Origin of the sequence: Bacillus sp. FSL R5-0422, from assembly GCF_038610765.1 — a bacterium.
Taxonomy (GTDB): Bacteria; Bacillota; Bacilli; order Bacillales; family Bacillaceae; genus Bacillus; species Bacillus pumilus_O.
In genome coordinates, this window is record NZ_CP152014.1 from 1,115,883 (window position 1) to 1,139,518 (window position 23,636).

Sequence of the window (23,636 nt, forward strand, 5' to 3'; positions counted from 1 at the left end):
AACTAGAGGAGACTTTTCTGCGTCTTACTAGTACAGGCGTTTAAATAGCAGGAAATCGGGAATATCTAAGGAAGTGATTCTTAACGATATCATAAGGAGCGGATCCATGAATTGGTATGAAAAGCTCAGTGAATACTTCCCGATAGAAGAAATGAAGTCAAAAGAGCATATGGAAGCTTTATTAAAGGAAAGAAGTGATGTTTATCATAAGGAGGAAGGACCTCATCATGTGATGATGTACGCCGAATTTGATCATTTCATCTTTATTGATTATTTATTTGTTTCCAGAGATGCAAGAGGTGAAGGCCTCGGATCAAAGCTCATTCATAAGCTGAAGGAAAAAAAGAAACCGATCTTGCTTGAGGTTGAGCCTGTAGATGAAGATGATGCAGATACTGCAAAACGCCTAAAGTTTTACCAAAGAGAGCACTTCAAGCATGCAGAATCAATCGGTTATAAACGCAGGTCACTTGCAACAAATGAAGTGAACCGCATGGAAATCCTTTATTGGTCGCCTCTTATAGATAATGAGGAAGAAATGATGGAGGCTATGAGGAAGACCTATGAACGAATCCATACGTATAAAGACGAAGAATGGTATGGGCAGTCGTATGAGGATGTTGATGATGTATTAAAGGTCATTGAAAATAGAAAACAAAAAAATATTTTCGATCATCTCGACTAAATGAGAATGTTCAGACATCAAGCAACACTACAAAATGAATGAAATTGTCTAGTTTTTGTCACAAAAATTGCAAGAAAATCTGTTCACACTTACTTTTTTATAGTATAATCACTATAAAGATTACTTATTTAGAACAATTTTAATTTAAGAATACAGATCAATATTCATTCTACAAATTGAGGAGTGAAGATTTATGGTAACATTATACACATCACCAAGCTGTACATCATGTAGAAAAGCAAGAGCGTGGTTAGAAGAACACAATATTCCGTATCAAGAGAGAAACATCTTTTCAGAGCCTCTTTCAATCGATGAAATTAAAGAAATTCTTCGAATGACTGAAGACGGTACAGATGAAATTATCTCAACACGTTCAAAAGTATTCCAAAAGCTAAATGTGAATGTTGAGACAATGCCTCTTCAACAATTGTATAAACTAATCAATGAGCATCCAGGTCTTTTAAGACGTCCAATCATCTTGGATGAAAAAAGACTACAAGTTGGCTACAATGAAGATGAAATTAGACGTTTCCTTCCAAGAACGGTTCGTACATTCCAACTCAGAGAAGCTCAGCGACTTGCTAACTAATAGAAAAAACGAAAAGCTGCCGATCATTTGGCAGCTTTTTTTATTTGTTTTCAGCCGTTTGTTCGTAAAACAGGCTGGCTAAAATGACCATGATGACTGTTAAAAAAGGGAGCATCAATTCAAGAGTTGCGTGCTGTGCCATAAATTCATTCAATTTCACATCACGAACAATCATTTCACCGCCAGTAAAAGCCAAAAGAGCACTTCCTCCGTATAAAAGAAACGGGAATTTGGTTAAAGCCGCATGAATCAGCTTACTTCCCCAAATAATAATCGGTACTGAAATCATCAGCCCAAAGGCAGTCAGCAACATGTTGCCCTTTGCCGCTCCTGCAACAGCAATCACATTATCAAGTGACATAAAGAGGTCGGCAATCACAATGGTCTGTACCGCACGCCAAAGGGAGCCGCTGCTTTTAATACGAATCGATTCTTTTTTTTGTTCAATTAACAAATTGTATCCTATATAAAGGAGAAAAAGTCCGCCGATAAATTGCAAATAAGGGATGGTCAATAAATAAACTGCGGCACCTGTCATTGTAATTCTCATCAGCACGGCCAAAAGTGTGCCGATCCATATGGCTTTATTGCGTTTGTCATTTGACAAGCTGCGGCTAGCCATCGCAATGATCAACGCGTTATCACCGCCTAAAATCAGATCGATGCCAATAATCATCAGTAAGGATATGAGCCACTCTGTTTCCATCCATTTCACCTCATGTCTAATAGAGCTCGTACAACCAATATATGAAGACAATTCAAATATATGTTTCTGTAAGTTTTCTCTGCAAAAAATGCGTTTTTATTTCTTTTATTCATGTTTTATCATAAAATAGACAGTACGAAGCAATACCTCAATTCTTTAAAAGGTTAACATGTAGACGGAACGGGTAAAGTGTAGTAAAGTACTATTAATTGGGAGCTTGTATGTCCCTTCAACATCTTATATAGAAGGGAAGGTTGGCAAAATGGAAATCGAAAGAATTAATGAACATACAGTAAAATTTTATATTTCCTACGGTGATATTGAAGACCGCGGATTCGACCGTGAAGAGATTTGGTATAATCGCGAACGCAGTGAAGAGCTGTTTTGGGAAGTAATGGACGAAGTGCACGAAGAAGAAGAATTTGCAGTTGAGGGACCACTTTGGATTCAAGTGCAGGCACTTGACAAAGGTCTTGAAATTGTCGTGACGAAAGCCCAACTTTCTAAAGATGGACAAAAGCTCGAATTGCCGATTCCAGAAGATAAAAAAGATCAAACAGATGAAGAAAGTCTAGACGCACTGCTTGATGATTTTCAAAAAGAAGAGCAGGATCAAGAAGACCATAATGAGAAGGACAAAAAACTTCAACTTCAATTTGTGTTGAAAATGGATGACTTTGAAGATTTGATTGCACTTTCTCAATTAAATATGCAGGATTTTACCACAAGTTTATATTCGTTTGAAAACCGTTATTATCTATATGTTGACTTCCACGAGGATTTGTCAGATGAGCAAGTGGAGAATAAGCTCAGCATTTTGCTTGAATATGCTCATGAATCAGTGGTCAGCATTTACAGACTGAAAGAATACGGTCAGCTGATTATCGAAGGAAATGCCCTTGAAACGATTCAACAGCACTTCTCGTAACCAACAAAAGTCGATTTCTATAGAGGAATCGGCTTTTTTATCTGAATGAATAGGTAAATAAAGAGAACGGCAAGGAGAAAATGAAATGAGAAATTTAGTCAAAGTTCTATTTTTTCTTATCATTACGATAGGTGCTTATTTAGTCATTCAATTAATTGCCGGTGATTTAGCGGTAAGTGTATTAAGTTCTGTCAGTGTTCTATTCACTTTATCGATTATCTTCATCGGGTTTGTCATATTCTTGGAAAACCGAAATCCATCTCAAACGATAACGTGGCTTGTCCTGCTCGGCAGCTTTCCGTTATTCGGTTTTTTGTTCTACATTTTCTTTGGACGCAATATCAAAAAGCGCCGGCTGTTTGAAAAGAAAGCGATTCTAGACGAACAGTTAATCCAGGAAGATGAACATATTCATAGAGAAGCAATTGAGAAAATGACGCATATGGGCGATCATCAGCAGCTCTTATTTAAGCTGGCCCACAGACTTGGACATACCCCTATTACGTACCGCACGTCCTCTAAAGTCCTGACGAACGGAGAAGAAACATTCTCTCACATATTTGAAGAAATCAAAAAAGCAACACATCACATTCATCTGGAATATTATATTCTCCGCCACGATGACCTTGGACAAGAATTAAAGGATATTCTCATTGATAAAGCCAAAAATGGCGTGATTGTCCGCTTTTTATATGATGATGTAGGGAGTTTAAAGCTCTCTCGTCAATATATTGCTGACCTCGAAAAGGCTGGCGTTCAGATCGTTCCATTTTTACCTGTGAGACTACCTCTGTTAAATAATAAAATCAATTTCCGAAATCACCGAAAAATTGTCGTGATTGATGGAGAAGTTGGGTTTGTTGGTGGGCTGAACATTGGAGACGAATATCTGGGCAGAAGCAGACAATATGGATTTTGGCGTGACACCCATTTGATGATTAAAGGTGAAGCTGTTCGTGATTTGCAGCAGATTTTCATGCAGGATTGGTACTATATGACGAATGAAAGATGTGCAGGTGTGGACTACTTTAAAGATTTCAGTCATCTTGAAAGCACAACAGAAGGTGTACAAATGATCGCTGGTGGTCCTGATAAACAATGGGAAGTCATTAAAAATCTCTTTTTCTCCATGATTATCTCTGCCAAAAAGTCTATTTGGATCGCTTCGCCATATTTTGTGCCGGATGATGATATTTTGTCTGCACTGAAAATTGCTGCATTAAGCGGAGTAGACGTACGGATTATTGCACCGAAAAATCCAGATAAACGGATCGTCTTCCATGCGTCCCGTTCATACTTCCCTGAGCTTTTAGAAGCAGGTGCAAAGGTGTATGAATATGATCAAGGCTTTATGCATAGTAAATTTATCATTGTGGATAGCGAGTTGGCTTCAATAGGAACGGCCAACATGGATATGAGAAGCTTTCATTTGAATTTTGAAGTGAATGCCTTCCTCTATAAAACGAAAAGCACTGAGAAGCTAGTGAACGACTTCTTAGGTGATTTAGAGCAGTCGCATGAGATTGTCCCAGAAGAATTTGCAAAGAGACCGTTAAGGGTCAGACTCTTTGAATCAACAGCAAGATTATTATCGCCATTACTATAAAGATTGTATTTCCCCCCTTTTTATCAAGGGGGTTTTTCGTTTTCCTCAAGAAAACATCAGTAAAATTATATTTTCACACAACAAAAGATCATTTTGCCGATTCGCTCTCTTTTAGACGAAAAAGCTATAATACGGTCATCAAAGACTAAGGGGCGAGCTGAATGAATACAGCGATTATGGATAATGGAAAGCTTATTCGTATTACACATCTTTTATCTAAAAACCGGCTGGAGCATGTCAGGGCGACGTGCAAGTTTTACTGCCCAGAATGCAGGGAAGAAGTGCAATTAAAGCTTGGTGAACAACGTGTCTATCATTTTGCACATAAACAGCTCACTGCATGTCCACTAGCCTCAGGAGAAACGGCTTATCATCAGGCGGGAAAAGAAGCCATTATGAATTGGCTTCAGCGGCTTGGGCATAAACCGGTGCTTGAAAAGTATGTGTCAAAGGTTCATCAACGTCCTGACGTGGCCGTCTCTATTGGAGGAACAAGCTATGCAATCGAATATCAATGCTCAAATATTTCACGGCAAGAGCTCCGTAAAAGGACAGCAGGACTCCGTCAAGCAGGCCACTTCCCTATATGGATCATAGGAGCAAATCGTTTAAAGCGAAAATCTGCCCAGCTCTTTTCCTTCTCCTCGATTCATTGGGGAATGTTGAGAGAATCACAGAAAGGGAGTCTGATTTTTTACTGTCCGCTACAGAATCGATTCATCCATCTTGCTCAATTCCTTGTATTTCAACCAACAAAAATATGTGCCGCTATGACTGTCAGATCGTCAACAGCATATCGCCAATTTTCAGATATCTTATCGCAGCCCTCAAGCAAGCGCCAAGTCTCTACACAATGGCTAAGATGTATACAGCAATTTAGGCAGCGACCTCCTCGTATTTTATCAAATGAAAGCAAACGATTAAGAGATGTTTTTTATGAGCATCATCAAACAGCTTTCCCTTTTTTGCCGGCTGAATTATTTATCCCACTACGCGAAGCGTACATCTTTACAAGCCCTGTTTATGTCTGGCAGGGGTGTCTATACGATTGGATGATAAGAAAAAAAGGAAGCAGTCCAGTGACGATTCAACTGCTGATGAAAGAAATCAAGCGGTGTATCGAGATGAAAGGAGTAAAGCTTCGTTATGGCGATGTTTCAATAGAAGAAATAAAAGAGGTCATCACATCATATGTTCATGCGCTTGTCAGACAAGGGTTTTTGCGCATGACGAAAGAGGGTAATTATGAAGTAGCATCAAATCAAAAGCCGATACAAACAGTAGATGAAGCGTTCAAACGAGATGCTTTCTTATTTCATTAGCATGTTTCATGCCCACTTTGATCATGATAAGAAAAAGGTGGTGCTGCGATTGAATAGAAAGAAACGCTTTTTTCTCATTTTTTTAGTCTGTTTGGTATTTATTTCTGCATATGATTTGACAAATATAGTTCAAAACAAAGAAGATAAATACAACACCAATTTCTTTCACTTTCCGAAAGGTTGGTTCAACACAACTTATGCAAGGGGGATTCATATGACTTCAGAAAGCAATAACAACCATTTACCGGACAGAAGCGAAGTAAAAGAAGAAAACAAATGGCGACTTGAAGATATTTTTGAAAGCGTCGATGCATGGAATAAGGAATTTGAAGCGGTCAAAAAAGAAATTCCTAAGCTCGCCCAATTTAAAGGCAAGCTCGCTCATTCTGCTGATGTACTGTATGAAGCCCTAACCTTTCAGGATCAGCTTTCTGAAAAGCTTGGTAAGCTTTATACATATGCGCACATGAAATACGATGAGGATACAACGAACTCATCATTTCAAGCGCTGAACGATAAAGCATCGAATTTATTTACACAGCTCTCTAGTACCTCTGCTTATATTGTTCCAGAGATTTTATCGATTCAAGAAGATAAATTGCAGCAGTTTATCTTGGAAAAAGAAGAATTAAAACTGTATTCTCATGCTCTTGAAGAAATTAATAAAGAACGTCCGCATATCCTAAGTGAGGAGCAAGAGGCTTTATTAGCTGAGGCATCTGAACCTCTCTCAACTTCATCTACTACTTTTAGTATGTTTAACAATGCTGATATTTCGTTCCCTTCTGTAAAGGATGAAAATGGGGAAGAAAAGAAAATTACCCACGGCAACTTTATCACATTTTTAAATAGTGATGACCGTGAAGTGAGAAAAAATGCCTTTAAAGCTGTGTATAAAACGTACGATCAGTATAAAAACACGCTTGCTTCGACACTGAGTGGCTCGATTAAAAAGGATAATTTTTATGCAAAAGTTCGAAATTATAAATCGGCAAGAGAATCAGCACTGTCTCGAAACAGTATTCCAGAAGAAGTATATGACAATCTCATTGATACCGTTCATCAATATTTACCGTTACTACACCGTTACATTGAATTACGTAAAAAGGTGTTAAAGCTTGATGAAGTGCACAATTATGACTTGTATACGCCACTTGTAAAAGATGCTGGAATGAAGCTTACCTACGATGAAGCAAAGGATTATATGCTAAAAGGGTTAGCGCCATTAGGAGAAGAATATGTCTCTGTATTAAAAGAGGGGCTCAATAATCGCTGGGTAGACGTTTATGAGAATAAAGGGAAACGTAGCGGTGCGTATTCATCTGGAAGCTATGGCACAAATCCATATATCCTCATGAACTGGCAAAATAATATTGATAATTTATTTACACTGGCTCATGAATTTGGGCACTCTGTCCACAGCTACTATACAAGAAAGCACCAACCATATCCGTATGGAAACTACAGTATCTTTGTAGCTGAAGTAGCTTCCACGACAAACGAGGCGTTACTGGGTGAATATTTGTTGAATCATCTAGATGATAAAAAGCAGCGTTTGTATGTGCTAAATCATTTGTTAGAAGGATTTAGAGGAACAGTGTTCAGACAGACGATGTTTGCTGAGTTTGAGCATCTGATTCATGTGAAAGCACAAGAAGGAGAGGCTTTAACGCCAGAATTCATGACGAACCTTTATTACGACCTGAATAAGAAGTATTTTGGAGACGGCATGGTTGTGGATAAAGAAATTGGATTAGAATGGACGAGAATCCCTCACTTCTACTACAACTATTATGTCTATCAATATGCAACAGGCTATAGTGCTGCACAGGCATTAAGCAAGCAAATCTTAGAAGAAGGAAAACCTGCGGTGGAGCGCTACACAGACTTCCTTAAAGCAGGAAGCTCTGATTACCCAATTAATGTGCTGAAAAAAGCAGGTGTTGATATGGCTTCCAAAGAACCAATTGAAGCAGCATGTCAATTGTTCGAAGAAAAATTAAAAGAAATGGAAGAGCTCATCTCTAAAACGGGTGAGTAATGAAAAGACTTCTGTCAGACGTGTGAGTGCAAACTCATCTTTTGACAGGAGTTTTTTTATCATAAAAATAGACCTCTTCGTATGTAGAGGCCGCTCCTTATCATCAACCTTTAAATCCCTTAAAGGTCTTCCTGTGGTTCATTCGATAAAGTGTAAAAAGGATTGCAGCAAATAAGAGTGGTGATGTGAGATAAAGAGGAAGCATTTTCATTAAGCCTAATATGTTTAAAAAGAAACAGAAGCCAATGGAAACAAGTCCAATGGTTGTGCTACGCATGCAGATCCCTCCATTTTTTCGTTACTTTCACTATATGAAAGTGACAACCCTCTTATGTTTTGTGACAAAAATATGAACATATAGTATATCTGTTGTCATAAGTCGACAAAATTTGATATACTACAGATGTGAAATTAATCACATACAAACATTACCCCTTTGTTTGACCGTGAAAAATTTCTCCCATCCCCTTTGTTGTCGTTAAGACATAGTGAAACCGCGCTTATCCCGGCGCGGTTTCTTCGTGGTTTCAAAAAGAACAAACGTTCCTTTTCAGAGGTAAAGAAAAAACATGGGTCAGCACCCATGTTCATTCTCACAACGATAGACATCAAGATCTGAATGATGATCATCTTCTTTATAGCGCCAAAACATTTCTTGATGCACTTGTACACGTTCGACTTTTTTAGCGAAAGCCAGCTTTTTCATTTCTCGTTCAACTTCTTCAAGTGTCAGGTCATAAACGACCGCAATTTCTTTAGCAGATGCAAATTGAAAGTAAGCAATAAACCATTCAATTGGAGGTCGTTCTGAAGGGGTTGGTTTTTCACCAATCATTTCAAAAAGGATTTCCTCGTATACATCATAAGAGTACGCACCTGAAATTTTTAATCCTTCATCTCCGTTTACTGTATTAAAAAAGGCAAAGGTCGGTAGTTCAGACACGTCCATTTCAGCGGCAATTTTCATATCACATTTTAATGCTTTGACGGCACTTTGAGAATGAATATCGCGCTGAAATTCCTCGATGTCTAGTCCAGCGCTTTTCGCATTTTCTAGTAGTACGTGTTCACTTGTGACATCTTGCTGATGGCAAAAAAGTGATTCTTGAATGAGACGCAGAAATTTCATTCCGCATTTTCTGCCTTGAAGTTCAGCCGCTTTTAATGCAAGCGAGGCGAGATAAGGTGAAGTTACAATTTGTTCAGACAGCATTTGTTCTTTTTTGGTCTGAGTTTTGGTCGCAAATTTCCCCCATGCTTCAGTTAGTAAATGCTTTTTTCGTTTTCGATTCAATGCATTAATACTAGAACTTGTCACTGTTCGTAATGTGAAAAAACGGCCGTACTTCATTTTTAATTTTTTGATAGATGGCTCTAATAACCAGCAGTCTGGACTTAGAGGGTCAATGAATACATAGATTTCAATCGGCTTTTGAGGATGTCCGTGACAGTGTGAGAAATATTGATCATGCGTATTGCAGCTCAAGATCGTCCATCCTTTTCAGGTGTTTGATTGACCATATGACGAGCCGTTAAAGAAAGCCGCTCAAATAAAAAGTCACGAATATCGCCGGTTAATCCTACTTGATCCATTGCATCCTCCATGCATTCAAGCCATGCGTCAGCCCGCTCCTCAGTAATCGGAAAAGGGAGATGTCTCGCCCGTAGCATAGGGTGGCCATGCTCCTCTGTATAAAGTGGGGGTCCGCCTAAATATTGCGTTAAAAACTGTTTTTGTTTTCTTGCTGTTTCTTTTAAGTCATCCGGGAAAATAGGATGAAGCAAAGGATGACACTTTACATTTTCATAAAAAGTATCAACAAGTTGCGATAGAAGTTCCTCTCCAACCGCTTCGTAAGGTGCGTTAAACGATTGTACCATGTTGACTACTCCTTTTACTCGTAGTTAATAGGATGACACACCCTATTGCAAATTCATTTATTTCAAAAGTGATAATCAGTTTGTTCTATTTTATTGTTTCTATTCTTGTATACTTATTTTAACAACCTCAACTCAATTCCACAAACAAACCGCTTTGGTCTATTGTAAATAAGGGGAGAGGCGGGTTCCGTGATCAATTGACCATATCATAACACATTCAGTCAAAAAAGGGTGAAAAGCGACATACAAAAAACCGAAGAGGTTATTCTCTTCGGTTTAAGCGAAATATTGTGCTGTGATTTTCTTTACATAATTTTGTGTTTCTTTAAATGGTGGAATGCCGCCGTATTTATCCACATTTCCTGCGCCTGCATTGTAAGCAGCTAAGGCGAGTGAGACATTTCCATTATATTTTTGAAGCATTTGTTTTATATACTTCGTCCCGCCTTCAATGTTTTGGGCCGCATCAAAGGCATTATTCACGCCAAGTGACTTAGCTGTAGATGGCATAAGCTGCATAAGGCCAAGTGCGCCTGCATGGCTCACTGCATTCGTACGATAGCCAGATTCTTGCTTGATCACCGCATGAATCAGCTTTTCTGGAACACCATGTTTTTGAGCCATTTGTGACACAATTTGATTAATTTCTTTTGAAGATGAGCCGCTTGAAACAGCCTTTTGAAGGGGCGGCGTGTAGCTGTTGTTTAAGACATTTCCAATCCCATTCGCTGTATTTAATTGAGCGTCATTCGCAAATGAAGGTTGAGCTTGAAGCTCTTCACCGCCAGCGATAGCAGATAAGTATGGATTTGTACGCGCATATTGCGTGTTCGGAGCCGTTGATGGGTCCGTTCCCATAAATGCAGAAATGGATAGCGGGAGGCGTGATAATTCTGATCCGCCTAAAAAATCTTGCAACAGTGACTGAAATGAGGCCTGTGCATTCGATTCTTGGCCGCCCTGCATTTGCGTTTGTCCAGGGTCTGATTGTAACGTTTTAAGCGCTTGGAGCTGCATAAAGGATTGAAGTTGATTGACGTTCATCATGTTCCTCCTTCAAGGAATTCATCTATTCTGTGTTTTCATTTTCTCTTCATAAAAACGTACGACTTTGTTTTTCGTGTTTCGAACAGGGATTTGAAATTGTTGGAGCAATGCGGAGAATGCGGTTTGTCCGATTTCTAGGTCGCTCACTTCAAATTCAAGTTCGTAGTCCTCTACTGTTAAATATCGGCTGTGATCCAAAACAATTAAGCCTTCTTTGATCATTTTTTCAGCTCTCGACGTTTCAAGTGAACCAAAATACACAATTTGATCCTTTTGAATGTTCAAATGGTCTAGCCTGTCAGCCACTTCACCTTTTGGCAACTGAAAAACATCAAGGTTTGAAGGAGGAGCGATCGTTTGGTGGGTTTCGAGCAAGCCTATTTCGTGTGGTTCCTTTAACGTGAGAACCCACTGACCGTTTTTTTCTCTCATTCTTAATGCAGCGAATTGAGATTTTATATCAAATTGGGGTGTATCAAAGTAATAGTTGGTTTGCGTATGAAAATCAGAATCCTTCAATTGAAAATGTTGTTTCAACTGTTCAAATTCTTCTTTCGTTAATAATTGCTTTAGTTCTATTTCAATTTCCTGTGCCATTTTGACATCAACCTTTCATTTAGAGGAAATATGATTATTGTACATGAAGTATGTTCATCATGTAAAAGACTGTTTTTATCTATTGTTTCTCTTTCCACATGTGCCAAAATCAAAGGGTAATGACGTGAAAGAGTCATTTATAAGAAGAAAATAGGGTTTTCTCCAAAAGTTCGGTTTATCAATATTGAAGTTGATATGATAAAATAAAGCTGTACTTTGTTGTAAAGGAGATCATGATGCAAAACCGAATTGAAATCGCAGAAGCAACTTTAAAAGAAGACAGGCTGATTTTGACGACCAAGTCAGAAGAGCAAATCCAAAAAGCAAAAGCATCAGGACAAATGCTTGTTGATTCTGATCACTTTGCGTTCGTTTACATACTTGAAAATGAGGAGTCCTTTTCATATCTTATCTTAGGGGAAGATACATGGGCTCCATTAAAAGAAGCAATGACACTTGACATCCCTGTCTATTTGGCAGCGGAAGGACATTCGTTAGAACTCATTCAGCTTCATCAAGAATTACATTATTTAATCGACAATATTAAAGACAATGCCAATTACGGAGATATGGAAGAGAAAGTGAAGAGCACATTCCTCTGAAATAATTAGGTATATGGAATTGGGGGAAGTTTCATGGACAAAAAACAATGGGATCAATTCCTCGCACCGTATAAACAAGCAGTCGAAGAATTAAAAGTGAAACTAAAAGGCATTCGAAAGCTGTATGAATTCGAGGATGACCATTCACCAGTAGAATTTGTCACAGGCCGAGTGAAACCCGTTGCCAGCATATTAGAAAAGGCAAAGCGTAAAGATATTCCAATGCATGAAATTGAAACGATGCAGGATATTGCTGGGCTTCGCATTATGTGCCAGTTTGTAGAAGACATACAAGTCGTGAAAAAAATGCTCCAGTCACGAAAAGACTTCGTGGTTGTTGATAAACGCGACTATATTGCAGAGCATAAAGAAAGCGGATACCGTTCGTACCACCTTGTTGTGTTATATCCGCTGCAAACGATCAACGGAGAGAAGCAGCTCCTTGTCGAAATCCAAATTCGTACACTTGCGATGAATTTTTGGGCGACGATTGAGCATTCTCTGAATTATAAATATAGCGGGAATATCCCGGAGAAAGTCAAGCTGCGCCTTCAAAGAGCTTCTGAGGCAGCGTCTCTTCTTGATGATGAGATGTCTGAAATTAGAGGGGAAATTCAAGAAGCACAAGTAGCATTTTCCCGGAAGAAGAAAAACGATAGCTGAGCCTGTGCTTGATCAAATATGAAGCTGCCCTCTCATAGCAGCAAGGTGGAAAAGGAGAAGAATTCATGAAATTTGCAGTTTCTTCAAAAGGGAATTCTGTATCTGACACACTCAAAAATAAAATTCAGACCTACTTATTAGATTTTGGGATGGAACTCAATGAAGAGGAACCAGATCTTGTCATTACGGTTGGTGGAGACGGCACCCTACTTTATGCATTTCACCGTTATAGTGACCGTCTGAATGAAACAGCTTTTGTGGGTGTTCATACAGGTCATCTTGGTTTTTATGCTGACTGGGTGCCAAGTGAAATTGAAAAACTCGTCTTAGCTATTGCGAAAACGCCTTATCACATTGTGGAATATCCGATCTTAGAAGTCATTGTCAGATACAACGACGGCGGTAGAGAAGAGAAATATTTGGCTATGAATGAATGTACGATTAAGAGTATGGAAGGGACACTAGTGGCAGATGTTGAAATTAGGGGGCAGCTGTTTGAAACATTCAGAGGTGACGGTCTTTGTCTGTCTACACCGTCTGGCAGTACAGCCTATAATAAAGCACTTGGGGGCGCTATTATTCACCCTTCCATTAGAGCCATTCAGTTGGCAGAAATGGCTTCCATCAACAACAGAGTGTTTCGAACGGTCGGTTCGCCGCTGATTTTACCGGACCATCATACTTGTGTCATTAAACCGAGGAATGATGTCGATTTTCAGGTAACCATTGATCATTTGACGCTGCTTCATAAGGACGTCAAATCCATTCAATGCCGGGTAGCAGACGAGAATGTCCGTTTTGCCCGATTTAGACCATTTCCGTTTTGGAAAAGGGTGCAAGATTCCTTTATCGGAAAAGGAGAATAAGAAAGAGGTCGTTCTCGCTGGAATATTTTACTTTAAACAAAACCATGACAGCCAAAGAAGAGGGGCTGCTTTTAAAGGATTATTTAATAGATCTTGGCATTTCGAAAAGAATGCTGACAGATATTAAATTTGATGGCGGTGATCTCCTCATTAATGGAGAGCATGTGACTGTGAGATACAAGCTGCATAATGGAGACAGGCTCACCATTTTATTCCCAGAGGAAAAAGTAAGTGAAGGGCTAAAGCCTGCTCCGATTCCGCTTGATATTTTATTCGAGGATGAGCATGTCCTTGTGCTGAATAAAAGGCCATATATCCCGTCCATTCCTTCCCGTGAGCACCCAGAGCACAGTATTGCAAATGGGTTGCTGCACCATTATGCAGAGCAGTCTGTTCGGCTGACAGTTCATTTGGTGAATCGTCTTGATCGTGATACATCTGGCGTCATGCTTGTGGCCAAGCATCGCTTTGCCCACAGCCTTTTATCAAAAGCGCAGAAAAGCGGAGCGGTCAAACGAACATACAGAGCGTTTACACATGGTATGATCAAAGAAAAGTATGGCACCATTCGAGCAAAAATTGCCCGAAAAGGAGATAGTATCATTGAGCGAATGGTCGATGATACTGGACAGGAAGCTGTGACGCATTTTACAGTACGAGCAGTGGACGCTGAGTTGAACATGTCAGATGTGGCGCTCGCACTTGAAACGGGGAGAACCCATCAAATTCGTGTTCACATGCAGTATCTTGGTTACCCGCTCATCGGAGATACGTTATATGGCGGAATGAATGAGCGGATGAACCGGCAGGCACTGCATAGTGAGACTCTTGTCTTTCCTCATCCGATGACTGGGGAGGAAATGACATTCTCGGCTCCGCTTCCTGAAGACATGAAATCATTGCTGCTTTAAATAGAGAAACCCGGCTACCTGCAAGCGCAGGACCGGGTTTTTTTATGATGTGAAATGCTGAAACCTTGAATCGTCATAAGGCATAGAGGAAGGAACAGAAACTGTTTCAAGCTCAGGATATTTAAGGGCAGACAGCCGGTGGCCGAATACACAGCCTGTATCAATGTTGACGGTTCTGCCAACGAATCGAGGTTCTTTCACTGGTGTATGTCCGTAGACAATCCATGGTTTTCCGCGATATTCCTTTGCCCAATCTTTCCGCACAGGTCGTCCATCCGGCCACGTTTCTCCTGTGACTGCGCCAAATAATAGATAGGATCGCATCTGTTTGTTCGGCTTTCTACCAATGTCCTTTTCTTTCATCGCTGCGTGAGCAATCACCAGTTCATTAGGAATAAGTACATCATAAAGCGGAGCCTTTTCAAACAACTGCTTAAATTCATGTGACAATGTCGTTTGTTCATGAAGCGGCAGTTGTTTTATTTCATTTACAGTGGTTTCGATGCCATGAAGTAATTTCACAGGATTTCCTTTCAAATATCGATAAAGCTTAAAGCAATGGTTGCCAGGTACGTAGCGGATCGCGCCGTGTGAGTAGGCATGAATGACAAAGCGCATGACATCTACTGACTGAGGGCCTCGATCTGTTAAATCACCAACAAGTGCTAGCGTTCTCTTATCAGGATGGACGGGTAATCCATGTTTGAGTTCGTATCCTAGTTTGTGTATGAGGGTAAGCAGCTCTTCGTAGCAGCCGTGGATATCACCAATGATATCAAATTTCATAAGATTTCCTCCTGATCTTTCTCATCCATTCATCGGGGTTAAAGAAGTTTGAATTTTAGAACATATAACGAATGGCTTTCTTTTCATTTAGGCAATTGTTAGAATCAATGCTTTAACGTAAACCTTAAAAGATTAAACATCAATGTTAGGAGGCTTTAGCCAATGGAGCATACATCTGTTTCATCACTCGTTGTCGTCATTATTGTTGCCTTTTTCACCCCACTTTTATTGCACCGATTTAAGCTGACCATTCCGGTCGTTGTTGCTGAAATCATCATGGGGCTCATCATTGGAAAAAGCGGTCTTCAACTGGTAGTTGAGCATGATGCATGGTTAGATACGTTATCCATGCTCGGTTTTATTTTTCTGATGTTTTTAAGTGGACTTGAAATAGATTTTTCTTCTTTCGAGTCAAAGAAGAAACCACGAGAACTACCAAATGGTCTAAAAGAACCAAATACGTTTAAAGCAGCCACTATTGTTTTTCTTGGCGTATTTAGTATTTCTTTTATTCTGTCCTATGCGTTTGTCCTTGCAGGGTTTATTCAAAATGCCTTTTTAATGACGCTCATTATATCGACGATCTCATTAGGGGTTGTGGTTCCTACTTTAAAAGAGGAAAAGCTGATGCAGACAAATATCGGTCAAATCATCTTGCTTGTCGCTGTCATTGCAGATTTGGTGACGATGATTTTACTTGCTGTATTCTCCTCCATTTATGGCGATGGTACAGGGAATATGTGGCTTCTGCTCTTATTATTTGCTGCGGGCATCCTTCTTTATTTATTTGGCCGCGTATTTAAGACAAAGTCAATTTTTCAGTCCATGTCAAAAGGGACCGTGCAAATAGGGACAAGGGCGATCTTTACTCTCATTATAGTCTTAGTTGCCTTATCTGAATCACTCGGTGCTGAAAATATTCTTGGAGCGTTTTTAGCGGGCGTACTCGTGTCCCTTCTCTCGCCGAATAAAGAGCTTGTTCAGCAACTGGATTCATTTGGCTACGGATTTTTGATCCCTATCTTCTTTGTGATGGTCGGAGTGGATTTGAATATATGGGCACTATTCAAAGACCCAACCATTATGATCATGATCCCGCTGCTATTTATTGCCTTACTGATTAGTAAGCTCATCCCGATTCTTTATTTGAAAAAATGGTATGACATGAAAAAAGTGATCGGCTCTGGTTTTTTATTAACATCGACGTTATCACTCGTCATTGCAGCTGCGACGATCGGGGAGCGTCTCGGAGTCATTGACCATAAAATGTCCGGCGCGCTCATTTTAGTTGCGATACTCACGAGTATTTTAACGCCAGTTTGGTTTAAAGCGCTATTTAAAAAAGAACAAGCTGCGAGCCTTAAAAAACGTGTGACCTTTATTGGTGCAAATCAGCTGACTTTACCTGTTACACTCGATTTACATCAGGATGAATATGATATTCGAATTTTGCATGTCTTTCAAGAAAATAAAGAAGCGCTGCTTGCTGACTCCATCTTTGAAGTCGAATCGATTGAAGAGTACGACGATGAGACGCTGCGAAAGGCAGGCGTTGGCCAGGAGGATGTCCTCGTCGTCGCAACTGGCAGTGAGACGAAAAATAAGGAAATTGCTTTATTTGCAAAGGAAGAAGGAGCGAAACAAGTCATTGCGAGTGTGAACAAAGCTGAGGCAGAGCTGGAATTGAAGGAAGCAGGAATTGATACGTTTTCTAATTTCCTATCATCTAAAACGGTGCTTAGAGCCTTGATTGAAGCACCTGATGCGATTCGATTATTAACAAATGAGGATACTTCCTTGTATCAAATTCAAATGAACAATCATCGCTATCACAATGTCATGCTGAGGGAATTTCCGTTTACTGGCGATTTGGTCTTTGTCCGTATTTTCAGAGGGATTGACAGTTTAGTCCCACACGGAGATACGACGCTTAGAAGCGGAGACCGTGTGCTTGTATCGGGCTCTCGTGAATATGTGGCAGGACTAAGAGCCCAATTAGAGTAACAATGAACCCTTGACCAATGAACAATTCCTGATTAAGATAGAAGTACAACATCATATATTTGATCCACTAGGGGAGTCCTTTAAAAGGGCTGAGATAAAAGTATTGACTTTTAGACCCTCATTACCTGAACAGGTTCATACCTGCGTAGGGAAGTGGTGCGGTTTTTGACTATGCTTTTGACAAATTCCAAGCCACTTTCCATGCGGAAAGTGGCTTTTTTATATGGAAAAACAGGAGGAGAGAAATATGACGTTTTCAACTGAATGTAAAGAAGCAGCGGCAACATGGTGGAATGGAAGCTTCACACACCCCTTTGTGAAAGGAATTGGAGATGGCACGTTGTCACTCGATCGTTTCACGTATTACGTGATGCAGGATTCATATTATTTAACTCATTTTGCAAAGGTGCAAGCATATGGAGCGGCGATTAGTGAGGACTTACATACGACGGGCAGAATGGCGTATCATGCGCAGGGAACGTATGAAGCGGAGCTATCGCTGCATAGAAAATTTACAGAGCTTTTAAAGATATCAGATGAAGCCATCAAGAACTTTAAGCCTTCTCCCACTGCTTATGCGTATACCTCTCACATGTACCGATCTGTGAAAAGCGGACGATTCGAAGAGATATTGGCTGCGTTATTGCCGTGCTACTGGCTTTATTATGAGGTGGGTGAAAAGCTGAAACAAACTACACCTGACCATCCGATTTATCAAGAATGGATTTTGACATATGGAGGGGATTGGTTTAAGGAGCTCGTCTTTGAACAGGTCAACCGCTTTGATGAACTAGCCGAAAAAGCACCAGAACATGTGCGGGCCAATATGAAAGAAAATTTTGTGATTTCTAGCTATTACGAATACCATTTCTGGGAGATGGCGTATCAAAAAGAAATGTGGCAAACAGCATGCTTAGATGGGGTTGGTGCAAATGGAACTCCACGCAGTGACAAATGATTCGCTTCCTGCAGAAGAGCTGATCAAACAAATAATAGCCATTGCATCTGAAGTCGATTTTATTCATATCCGGGAACGGTCTAAAACAGCAAGTGAGCTTGTTGATCTCGTGAAATGCCTCCTTTTAGAAGGTGTTCCGAAAGAAAAGCTCATTATCAACGACAGAGTAGACGTTGCGCTACTCACTAATATTCACCGTGTACATCTCCCAGGTCATAGCTTTTCGCCAAAAGAGCTGCGGGAAAAATTCCCACACCTTCATGCGGGCGTCTCAGTTCATTCGATTGAAGAAGGGAAAGCAGCTGAGAAAAATGGAGCAGAGTATGTCATATTTGGGCACGTATATGACACCACTTGTAAACCAGGACTTCAGGCAAGAGGCGTACAGCTTGTGAAAGAACTGACATCTCTACTATCTATTCCAGTTGTAGCGATCGGTGGAGTGACACCTGAGCGCGTTCCAGAATTGAGACACGTGAATGTGAAAGGGATAGCGGTGATGTCTGGAATTTTTACTCATCATCAGCCGCGCAAAATGGCACAAGCATTTTCTAAACAAGTAAAGGAGAATCCTTATGAAGAAGCATTATGATGTGGCAATCATTGGTGGTGGAATCATAGGGATGTCCATTGCCTATCACCTTGCAAAAGCAGGAAAGCAGGTCGTCTTATTTGAAGCGAGTGAAGTAGGGAAGCAAACGACAAGTGCGGCTGCTGGAATGCTTGGTGCACATGCTGAAGGAGATGGTTATGAGGATACTTTTTTTCAAGTAGGCAGAGCAAGCCAAGCATTGTACGAGAAGTTAAAAGTCGATCTACGGCATGAATCTGGCATTGATATTCGAACATCAGTGGGCGGTATCATGAAGGTAGCTTTTACAGAAGAGGAGAAACAAGCACTTTGCCGGATGCAGCATTTGTCTACATTTGAGTGGATAGACGCAGGCAGCGTAAAAAAATGCATGCCTCAAATGGCAGAGAACATCTTAGGAGCAGGTTTGATTAAAGAAGATGTTCATGTTGAACCTTATGCCGTATGCCGGGCATTTTGGAAAGCAGCGGTCATGTACGGTGCAGAAGTGAAAGAGTGTACACCCGTGATTGAAGTGAAGCGGGAGAAAGAAGCATTAGCGATTAGAACAACAGTGGGAACATTCACATGTGATGACCTGACTGTTGCGAGTGGTGTGTGGTCTGGCCGTTTTTTTGAAGAGCTTGGATTATCTCATTCTCTTTATCCAGTAAAAGGAGAATGTGTGTCTGTATGGAATCAGGGTCCAGCACTCGAACACACCATTTACCATGATCATTGTTACATCGTTCAACGAGATAGCGGCAAACTGGTCGTTGGCGCAACGATGAAGCCAAACGAGTGGCAAACTGTTCCGACGCTTGGGGGCATTGAAGCTGTCATTCAAAAAGCTTCTCAGCTGATGCCCTCAATCAAGGAGATGCCGATTGATCAGTGCTGGGCTGGCCTTCGTCCGGCGACAAATGACCGGCATCCCTACATTGGTAGACATCCAGAAGATCAGCGCATCCTTTTTGCCGCAGGGCATTACAGAAATGGTATTTTACTTGCCCCGATTACTGGAGAGATCATTCGCGACCTGATAATAGGTAAACCGGTCAAAAAGGAATGGCTTCACGCATTTCGTATTGGCCGAAAGGAGGCACTATTTGTATGAAAATTCAATTGAATGGCAGAATCGTTGATTTCGATCAAGAGAATGGAACGATCTATGATCTGCTAACAGACTATCAGCTTGAAAATCGAGTAGTGATTGTAGAAAAGAACCAAGAAATTATTGATAAAGAAGCGTTTCAACAAGTGAAAATTCAACCTAATGACACGATCGAAATCGTTCACTTTGTAGGAGGAGGATGACAACATGCTACACATTGGCGGAAAAACATTCACATCTAGATTATTACTTGGTACAGGGAAATATCCATCATTTGAAGTTCAAAAAGAAGCCGTGAACGTATCAGAAGCAGAAATATTAACCTTTGCTGTGAGAAGAATGAACATTTTCGAAGCATCTCAGCCCAATTTTTTGGAGCAGCTTGATTTATCTAAATATACGCTGCTTCCGAATACAGCTGGTGCAAGTACAGCGGAAGAGGCAGTTCGTATTGCTCGTTTAGCAAAGGCTTCTGGACTGTGTGACATGATCAAGGTAGAAGTTATTGGCTGCTCAAGGTCTCTTCTGCCAGATCCAGTCGAAACGTTAAAAGCATCTGAAATGCTACTCGAAGAAGGATTTATCGTGCTGCCATATACATCGGATGATGTGGTATTGGCAAGAAAATTAGAAGAGCTTGGTGTCCATGCTATTATGCCAGGTGCTTCACCGATTGGTTCAGGGCAAGGCTTACTAAACCCTCTGAATCTCTCATTCATTATCGAGCAGGCGAAAGTACCGGTGATTATTGATGCTGGTGTAGGCTCTCCAAAGGATGCGGCTTATGCGATGGAGCTAGGGGCTGATGCTGTATTATTGAACACAGCTGTCTCAGGTGCAAAAGACCCTGTGAAGATGGCTAAAGCCATGAAACTGGCGATTGAATCAGGAAGGCTAGGCTTTGAGGCAGGCCGGATTCCATTGAAAAACTACGGGACAGCAAGCAGTCCGCAGGAAGGAATGCCGGCATTTTGAGCACACGTTATTCACGCCAAGAGCTCTTTCAGCCAATTGGCACAGAGGGACAAAAGCGGTTAAATGACTCCAAGGCCGTCATTATTGGCGCAGGAGCGCTTGGAACAGCTAGTGCGGAAATGCTCGTTCGTGCTGGCGTTGGATCTGTCACCATTTTGGATCGAGATTATATTGAATGGAGTAACCTTCAGCGTCAACAGCTTTACACAGAGCAAGATGTGCAGGATCGGCTGCCAAAGGCCGTAGCGGCTGAAAAAAGACTCAAACAGATAAATAGTGACGTGCAGGTCAAAGGAATCGTCGTCGATGTGACCGCTGAACAGATTGATGAACTAGTCGTCGGCGCTTCAATTATTGTCGATGCAGCGGATAATTTTGAGGTGAGAATGATCGCTAATGATGCGGCTGTCAAACATCAAATTCCATTCCTTTACGGAGCTTGCGTTGCCAGCTATGGTATTCAATTTACTGTCATTCCTGGGGAAACACCGTGTTTACACTGCCTGCTTGAACATTTACCTGCACAAGGCATGACATGTGATACAGCCGGTATCATTAGTCCAGTTGTGCAGCAGGTCGCATCATATCAAGTGGCAGATGCCCTGAAGTATTTAACCGGTCATCAAGTGACGCCGATTTTAAGATCCTTTGATTTATGGAGCAATGAGCGTTCTGACATTCGATCAGCCAGCTCCTTAAAGAAAAAACAATGTCCAAGTTGCGGAATGAAAACATATCCTTTTCTTTCCTATGACAAGAGAGCAAAGGCAGATGTACTATGCGGCCGCAATACGGTCCAAATCCGAAGTGCAGCCGAAACTCCGCCGTCATTAAAAGAAGTGGCTTTTCGATTAAAGAAAGCAGGGATGGATGTCCTTGAAAATCCGTATTTGCTTTCCTGTCAAAAGGGTGAATATAAGCTTGTCTTGTTTAAAGACGGTAGAGCACTTGTCCATGGCACAAATGATATTGCCAAAGCAAGAACCATTTATCATCAATGGATTGGTTAATGAGAGGTGTGAAGAAATGACGATCAAAAAAGCATTCACAATTGCAGGTTCTGATTCTGGCGGCGGAGCAGGCATTCAAGCTGATTTAAAAACCTTTCAGGAGCTCGGTGTGTTCGGAATGTCTGCGATCACAGCGATTACTGCACAAAACACATTAGGTGTTCACGGGGTATATCCGCTGTCAAACGAGGCGTTAGAAAGTCAAATTGATGCAGTGGCAGAGGATTTACTGCCAGATGCCGTCAAAACAGGGATGCTGTGGAGCGCAGACATGATCAAGATAGTTGCTGATAAAACGGTTCAATATGACATGAAGCTCATTGTCGATCCAGTGATGATAGCAAAAGGAGGTGCTTCTTTATTAAATGAAGATGCGGTATCAGCGTTGAAAACACACTTGCTGCCTGTCAGCTATGCCGTAACGCCGAATCTACCTGAAGCAGAAGTACTGACAGGCATGCATATTCAGACAAAAGAAGATCGCTATCTAGCAGCGGAGCGTTTATATGAGCTTGGTACGAAACATGTCGTGATCAAAGGCGGTCACGGTCCATCTGGCGGGAAGATTACAGACCTGTTGTATGATGGAAAGGGCTTTATAGAAGTCACAAACGAACATATTGATACTCCGCATACGCATGGCACAGGCTGCACGTTTGCAGCGGCATTAACAGCTGAAATTGCGAAAGGATACTCCATGAGGGAGGCTTTTGACACAGCAGAAACCTTTGTCCATGAAGCCATCAAGTTTCCTTTGAATATTGGAGCTGGACACGGACCTACCAACCATTTTGCATATCAGCAAAACCGGCTCAAACGATAAAAGAATCGAACCGTCTTCACTTGAGAGGACGGTTTTTTGATGAAAAAGAAACTTTCTTTCAGCGGAAATTGTCATTCTCTCGTGATCTGTGATAATATTATGATCAGGTACTAATACTATGTCTTGAAAAAATAGGAGGCTTTATTACATATGAACTTTTCTTTAGAAGGCCGTAATATCGTGGTAATGGGTGTTGCCAACAAACGAAGCATCGCTTGGGGAATTGCTCGCTCACTTCACGAAGCTGGAGCTCGTTTGATTTTTACTTATGTTGGAGATCGTCTTGCTGAATCTGTAAAAGAACTTGCAAGCACACTTGAGCGCGATGATTCAATCATTCTTCCATGTGACGTGACAAGTGATGAAGAAATTGAAAAATGTTTCGCTACAATTAAAGAAAAAGTACAAGTCATTCATGGCGTTGCGCATGCGATTGCATTTGCAAACAAAGAAGAGCTTGTCGGTGAATACTTAAATACAAATCGTGAAGGGTTCCTTTTGGCGCACAACATTAGTGCATACTCTTTAACGGCTGTAGCAAAAGCAGCACGTCCATTGATGACAGAAGGCGGGAGCATCGTCACGCTTACATACCTAGGTGGAGAGCGTGTGGTTTCTAACTACAACGTAATGGGTGTAGCAAAAGCAGCACTTGAAGCAAGTGTGAAATACTTAGCAGCTGATTTAGGCGCAGAAGGTATCCGTGTGAATAGTATTTCTGCTGGCCCCATTCGTACGCTGTCTGCAAAAGGCATCAGTGGCTTCAATACCATTCTGAAGGATATTGAAGAGCGTGCACCGCTTCGCCGTACAACGACTCCTGAAGAAGTTGGCGATACAGCTCTATTCTTATTCAGCGATCTATCACGCGGCATGACAGGTGAGAATTTGCATGTTGATTCTGGCTTCCATATCATTGCTCGCTAAACAAATAAATGATTTGCAGCATAC

The 23,636-nt window shown here is 40.9% G+C and carries 26 protein-coding genes and 1 riboswitch; of the genes, 19 read left to right on the forward strand and 7 right to left on the reverse strand.

Annotated elements, in window-relative coordinates; genetic code table 11:
* Nucleotides 1-106 precede the first annotated feature (106 nt).
* Nucleotides 107-685 carry a GNAT family N-acetyltransferase gene (locus MKX52_RS05500; protein WP_012009571.1) on the forward strand — a complete coding sequence of 193 codons (579 nt, stop codon included), beginning with the start codon at nt 107-109 and terminating at the stop codon, nt 683-685.
* Between the two features lie 193 nt (nt 686-878).
* Nucleotides 879-1,274 (forward strand): transcriptional regulator SpxA, encoded by a 396-nt coding sequence (gene spxA, locus MKX52_RS05505; protein WP_003211421.1) that lies wholly within the window; start codon nt 879-881, stop codon nt 1,272-1,274.
* A 40-nt stretch (nt 1,275-1,314) separates the two neighbouring features.
* Here spxA and MKX52_RS05510 read toward each other — a convergent pair whose 3' ends face one another.
* The gene (locus MKX52_RS05510) at nt 1,315-1,980 is read right to left on the reverse strand and encodes a YjbE family putative metal transport protein (RefSeq protein ID WP_012009572.1); all 666 of its coding nucleotides are present in this window, start codon (nt 1,978-1,980) and stop codon (nt 1,315-1,317) included.
* 262 nt (nt 1,981-2,242) lie between these two features.
* Here MKX52_RS05510 and mecA point away from each other — a divergent pair, with 262 nt between their 5' ends.
* The 4 genes from mecA (at nt 2,243) to pepF (ending at nt 7,877) form a co-directional block, all read left to right on the forward strand.
* Nucleotides 2,243-2,908, forward strand: coding sequence for an adaptor protein MecA (gene mecA / locus MKX52_RS05515; RefSeq protein WP_012009573.1), 666 nt, complete (start codon nt 2,243-2,245; stop codon nt 2,906-2,908).
* An 85-nt stretch (nt 2,909-2,993) separates the two neighbouring features.
* Nucleotides 2,994-4,514: a cardiolipin synthase gene (gene cls, locus MKX52_RS05520; RefSeq protein ID WP_088003078.1), complete on the forward strand. Its 1,521-nt coding sequence runs from the start codon at nt 2,994-2,996 to the stop codon at nt 4,512-4,514.
* Between the two features lie 161 nt (nt 4,515-4,675).
* Complete coding sequence (locus tag MKX52_RS05525; protein WP_216889270.1) at nt 4,676-5,836, forward strand: competence protein CoiA family protein; 1,161 nt, start codon at nt 4,676-4,678, stop codon at nt 5,834-5,836.
* Between the two features lie 214 nt (nt 5,837-6,050).
* The gene (gene pepF / locus MKX52_RS05530) at nt 6,051-7,877 is read left to right on the forward strand and encodes an oligoendopeptidase F (RefSeq protein WP_285855895.1); all 1,827 of its coding nucleotides are present in this window, start codon (nt 6,051-6,053) and stop codon (nt 7,875-7,877) included.
* 103 nt (nt 7,878-7,980) lie between these two features.
* Here pepF and MKX52_RS05535 read toward each other — a convergent pair whose 3' ends face one another.
* From MKX52_RS05535 to MKX52_RS05555, 5 genes are all read right to left on the reverse strand, one after another.
* Entirely contained in the window at nt 7,981-8,154 is a 174-nt protein-coding gene (locus MKX52_RS05535; RefSeq protein WP_088003084.1) for a hypothetical protein, read from the reverse strand.
* A 297-nt stretch (nt 8,155-8,451) separates the two neighbouring features.
* Nucleotides 8,452-9,363: a ClpXP adapter SpxH family protein gene (locus MKX52_RS05540; protein ID WP_012009578.1), complete on the reverse strand. Its 912-nt coding sequence runs from the start codon at nt 9,361-9,363 to the stop codon at nt 8,452-8,454.
* Nucleotides 9,360-9,758, reverse strand: coding sequence for a thiol management oxidoreductase (locus MKX52_RS05545; protein ID WP_008355333.1), 399 nt, complete (start codon nt 9,756-9,758; stop codon nt 9,360-9,362). The genes MKX52_RS05540 and MKX52_RS05545 overlap by 4 nt, the downstream gene beginning before the upstream one ends.
* A 276-nt stretch (nt 9,759-10,034) precedes the next feature.
* Nucleotides 10,035-10,802: a lytic transglycosylase domain-containing protein gene (locus tag MKX52_RS05550; protein ID WP_119124696.1), complete on the reverse strand. Its 768-nt coding sequence runs from the start codon at nt 10,800-10,802 to the stop codon at nt 10,035-10,037.
* Nucleotides 10,803-10,823: 21 nt separating this feature from the next.
* Nucleotides 10,824-11,402: a CYTH domain-containing protein gene (locus MKX52_RS05555; protein ID WP_342491631.1), complete on the reverse strand. Its 579-nt coding sequence runs from the start codon at nt 11,400-11,402 to the stop codon at nt 10,824-10,826.
* A gap of 236 nt (nt 11,403-11,638) precedes the next feature.
* On the opposite strand from MKX52_RS05555, the gene MKX52_RS05560 reads away from it, so the two are divergent.
* The 4 genes from MKX52_RS05560 (at nt 11,639) to MKX52_RS05575 (ending at nt 14,444) form a co-directional block, all read left to right on the forward strand.
* A complete protein-coding gene (locus MKX52_RS05560) occupies nt 11,639-12,004 on the forward strand; it encodes a hypothetical protein (protein ID WP_041815407.1) in 366 nt (121 codons plus the stop codon).
* Nucleotides 12,005-12,037: 33 nt separating this feature from the next.
* Nucleotides 12,038-12,667, forward strand: a complete 630-nt coding sequence (locus MKX52_RS05565) for a GTP pyrophosphokinase family protein (RefSeq protein WP_012009582.1) — start codon at nt 12,038-12,040, stop codon at nt 12,665-12,667.
* A gap of 65 nt (nt 12,668-12,732) precedes the next feature.
* A complete protein-coding gene (locus MKX52_RS05570; RefSeq protein WP_058014287.1) occupies nt 12,733-13,533 on the forward strand; it encodes an NAD kinase in 801 nt (266 codons plus the stop codon).
* Between the two features lie 17 nt (nt 13,534-13,550).
* Nucleotides 13,551-14,444: an RluA family pseudouridine synthase gene (locus MKX52_RS05575; protein ID WP_342491872.1), complete on the forward strand. Its 894-nt coding sequence runs from the start codon at nt 13,551-13,553 to the stop codon at nt 14,442-14,444.
* Nucleotides 14,445-14,486: 42 nt separating this feature from the next.
* On the opposite strand, the gene prpE is transcribed toward MKX52_RS05575, so the two are convergent.
* Nucleotides 14,487-15,230, reverse strand: a complete 744-nt coding sequence (gene prpE, locus MKX52_RS05580) for a bis(5'-nucleosyl)-tetraphosphatase PrpE (RefSeq protein ID WP_144493989.1) — start codon at nt 15,228-15,230, stop codon at nt 14,487-14,489.
* Nucleotides 15,231-15,392: 162 nt separating this feature from the next.
* On the opposite strand from prpE, the gene MKX52_RS05585 reads away from it, so the two are divergent.
* The 9 genes from MKX52_RS05585 (at nt 15,393) to fabI (ending at nt 23,612) form a co-directional block, all read left to right on the forward strand.
* Entirely contained in the window at nt 15,393-17,234 is a 1,842-nt protein-coding gene (locus tag MKX52_RS05585; RefSeq protein ID WP_342491632.1) for a monovalent cation:proton antiporter family protein, read from the forward strand.
* A gap of 59 nt (nt 17,235-17,293) precedes the next feature.
* Nucleotides 17,294-17,403, forward strand: a riboswitch (TPP riboswitch).
* A gap of 78 nt (nt 17,404-17,481) precedes the next feature.
* Nucleotides 17,482-18,192 (forward strand): thiaminase II, encoded by a 711-nt coding sequence (gene tenA, locus MKX52_RS05590; protein WP_012009587.1) that lies wholly within the window; start codon nt 17,482-17,484, stop codon nt 18,190-18,192.
* Nucleotides 18,167-18,784 carry a thiazole tautomerase TenI gene (gene tenI / locus MKX52_RS05595; RefSeq protein ID WP_342491633.1) on the forward strand — a complete coding sequence of 206 codons (618 nt, stop codon included), beginning with the start codon at nt 18,167-18,169 and terminating at the stop codon, nt 18,782-18,784. Before tenA ends, tenI begins: the two co-directional genes overlap by 26 nt.
* Complete coding sequence (gene thiO, locus MKX52_RS05600; protein WP_342491634.1) at nt 18,768-19,880, forward strand: glycine oxidase ThiO; 1,113 nt, start codon at nt 18,768-18,770, stop codon at nt 19,878-19,880. Before tenI ends, thiO begins: the two co-directional genes overlap by 17 nt.
* Nucleotides 19,877-20,080: a sulfur carrier protein ThiS gene (gene thiS / locus MKX52_RS05605; RefSeq protein ID WP_012009590.1), complete on the forward strand. Its 204-nt coding sequence runs from the start codon at nt 19,877-19,879 to the stop codon at nt 20,078-20,080. Before thiO ends, thiS begins: the two co-directional genes overlap by 4 nt.
* Nucleotides 20,081-20,084: 4 nt before the next feature.
* A complete protein-coding gene (locus MKX52_RS05610) occupies nt 20,085-20,852 on the forward strand; it encodes a thiazole synthase (RefSeq protein WP_034322849.1) in 768 nt (255 codons plus the stop codon).
* Complete coding sequence (locus tag MKX52_RS05615; RefSeq protein WP_342491635.1) at nt 20,849-21,862, forward strand: thiazole biosynthesis adenylyltransferase ThiF; 1,014 nt, start codon at nt 20,849-20,851, stop codon at nt 21,860-21,862. The genes MKX52_RS05610 and MKX52_RS05615 overlap by 4 nt, the downstream gene beginning before the upstream one ends.
* A gap of 16 nt (nt 21,863-21,878) precedes the next feature.
* Nucleotides 21,879-22,685: a bifunctional hydroxymethylpyrimidine kinase/phosphomethylpyrimidine kinase gene (thiD, locus tag MKX52_RS05620; RefSeq protein WP_012009593.1), complete on the forward strand. Its 807-nt coding sequence runs from the start codon at nt 21,879-21,881 to the stop codon at nt 22,683-22,685.
* 150 nt (nt 22,686-22,835) lie between these two features.
* The gene (gene fabI / locus MKX52_RS05625) at nt 22,836-23,612 is read left to right on the forward strand and encodes an enoyl-ACP reductase FabI (RefSeq protein WP_003211867.1); all 777 of its coding nucleotides are present in this window, start codon (nt 22,836-22,838) and stop codon (nt 23,610-23,612) included.
* Nucleotides 23,613-23,636 lie beyond the last annotated feature (24 nt).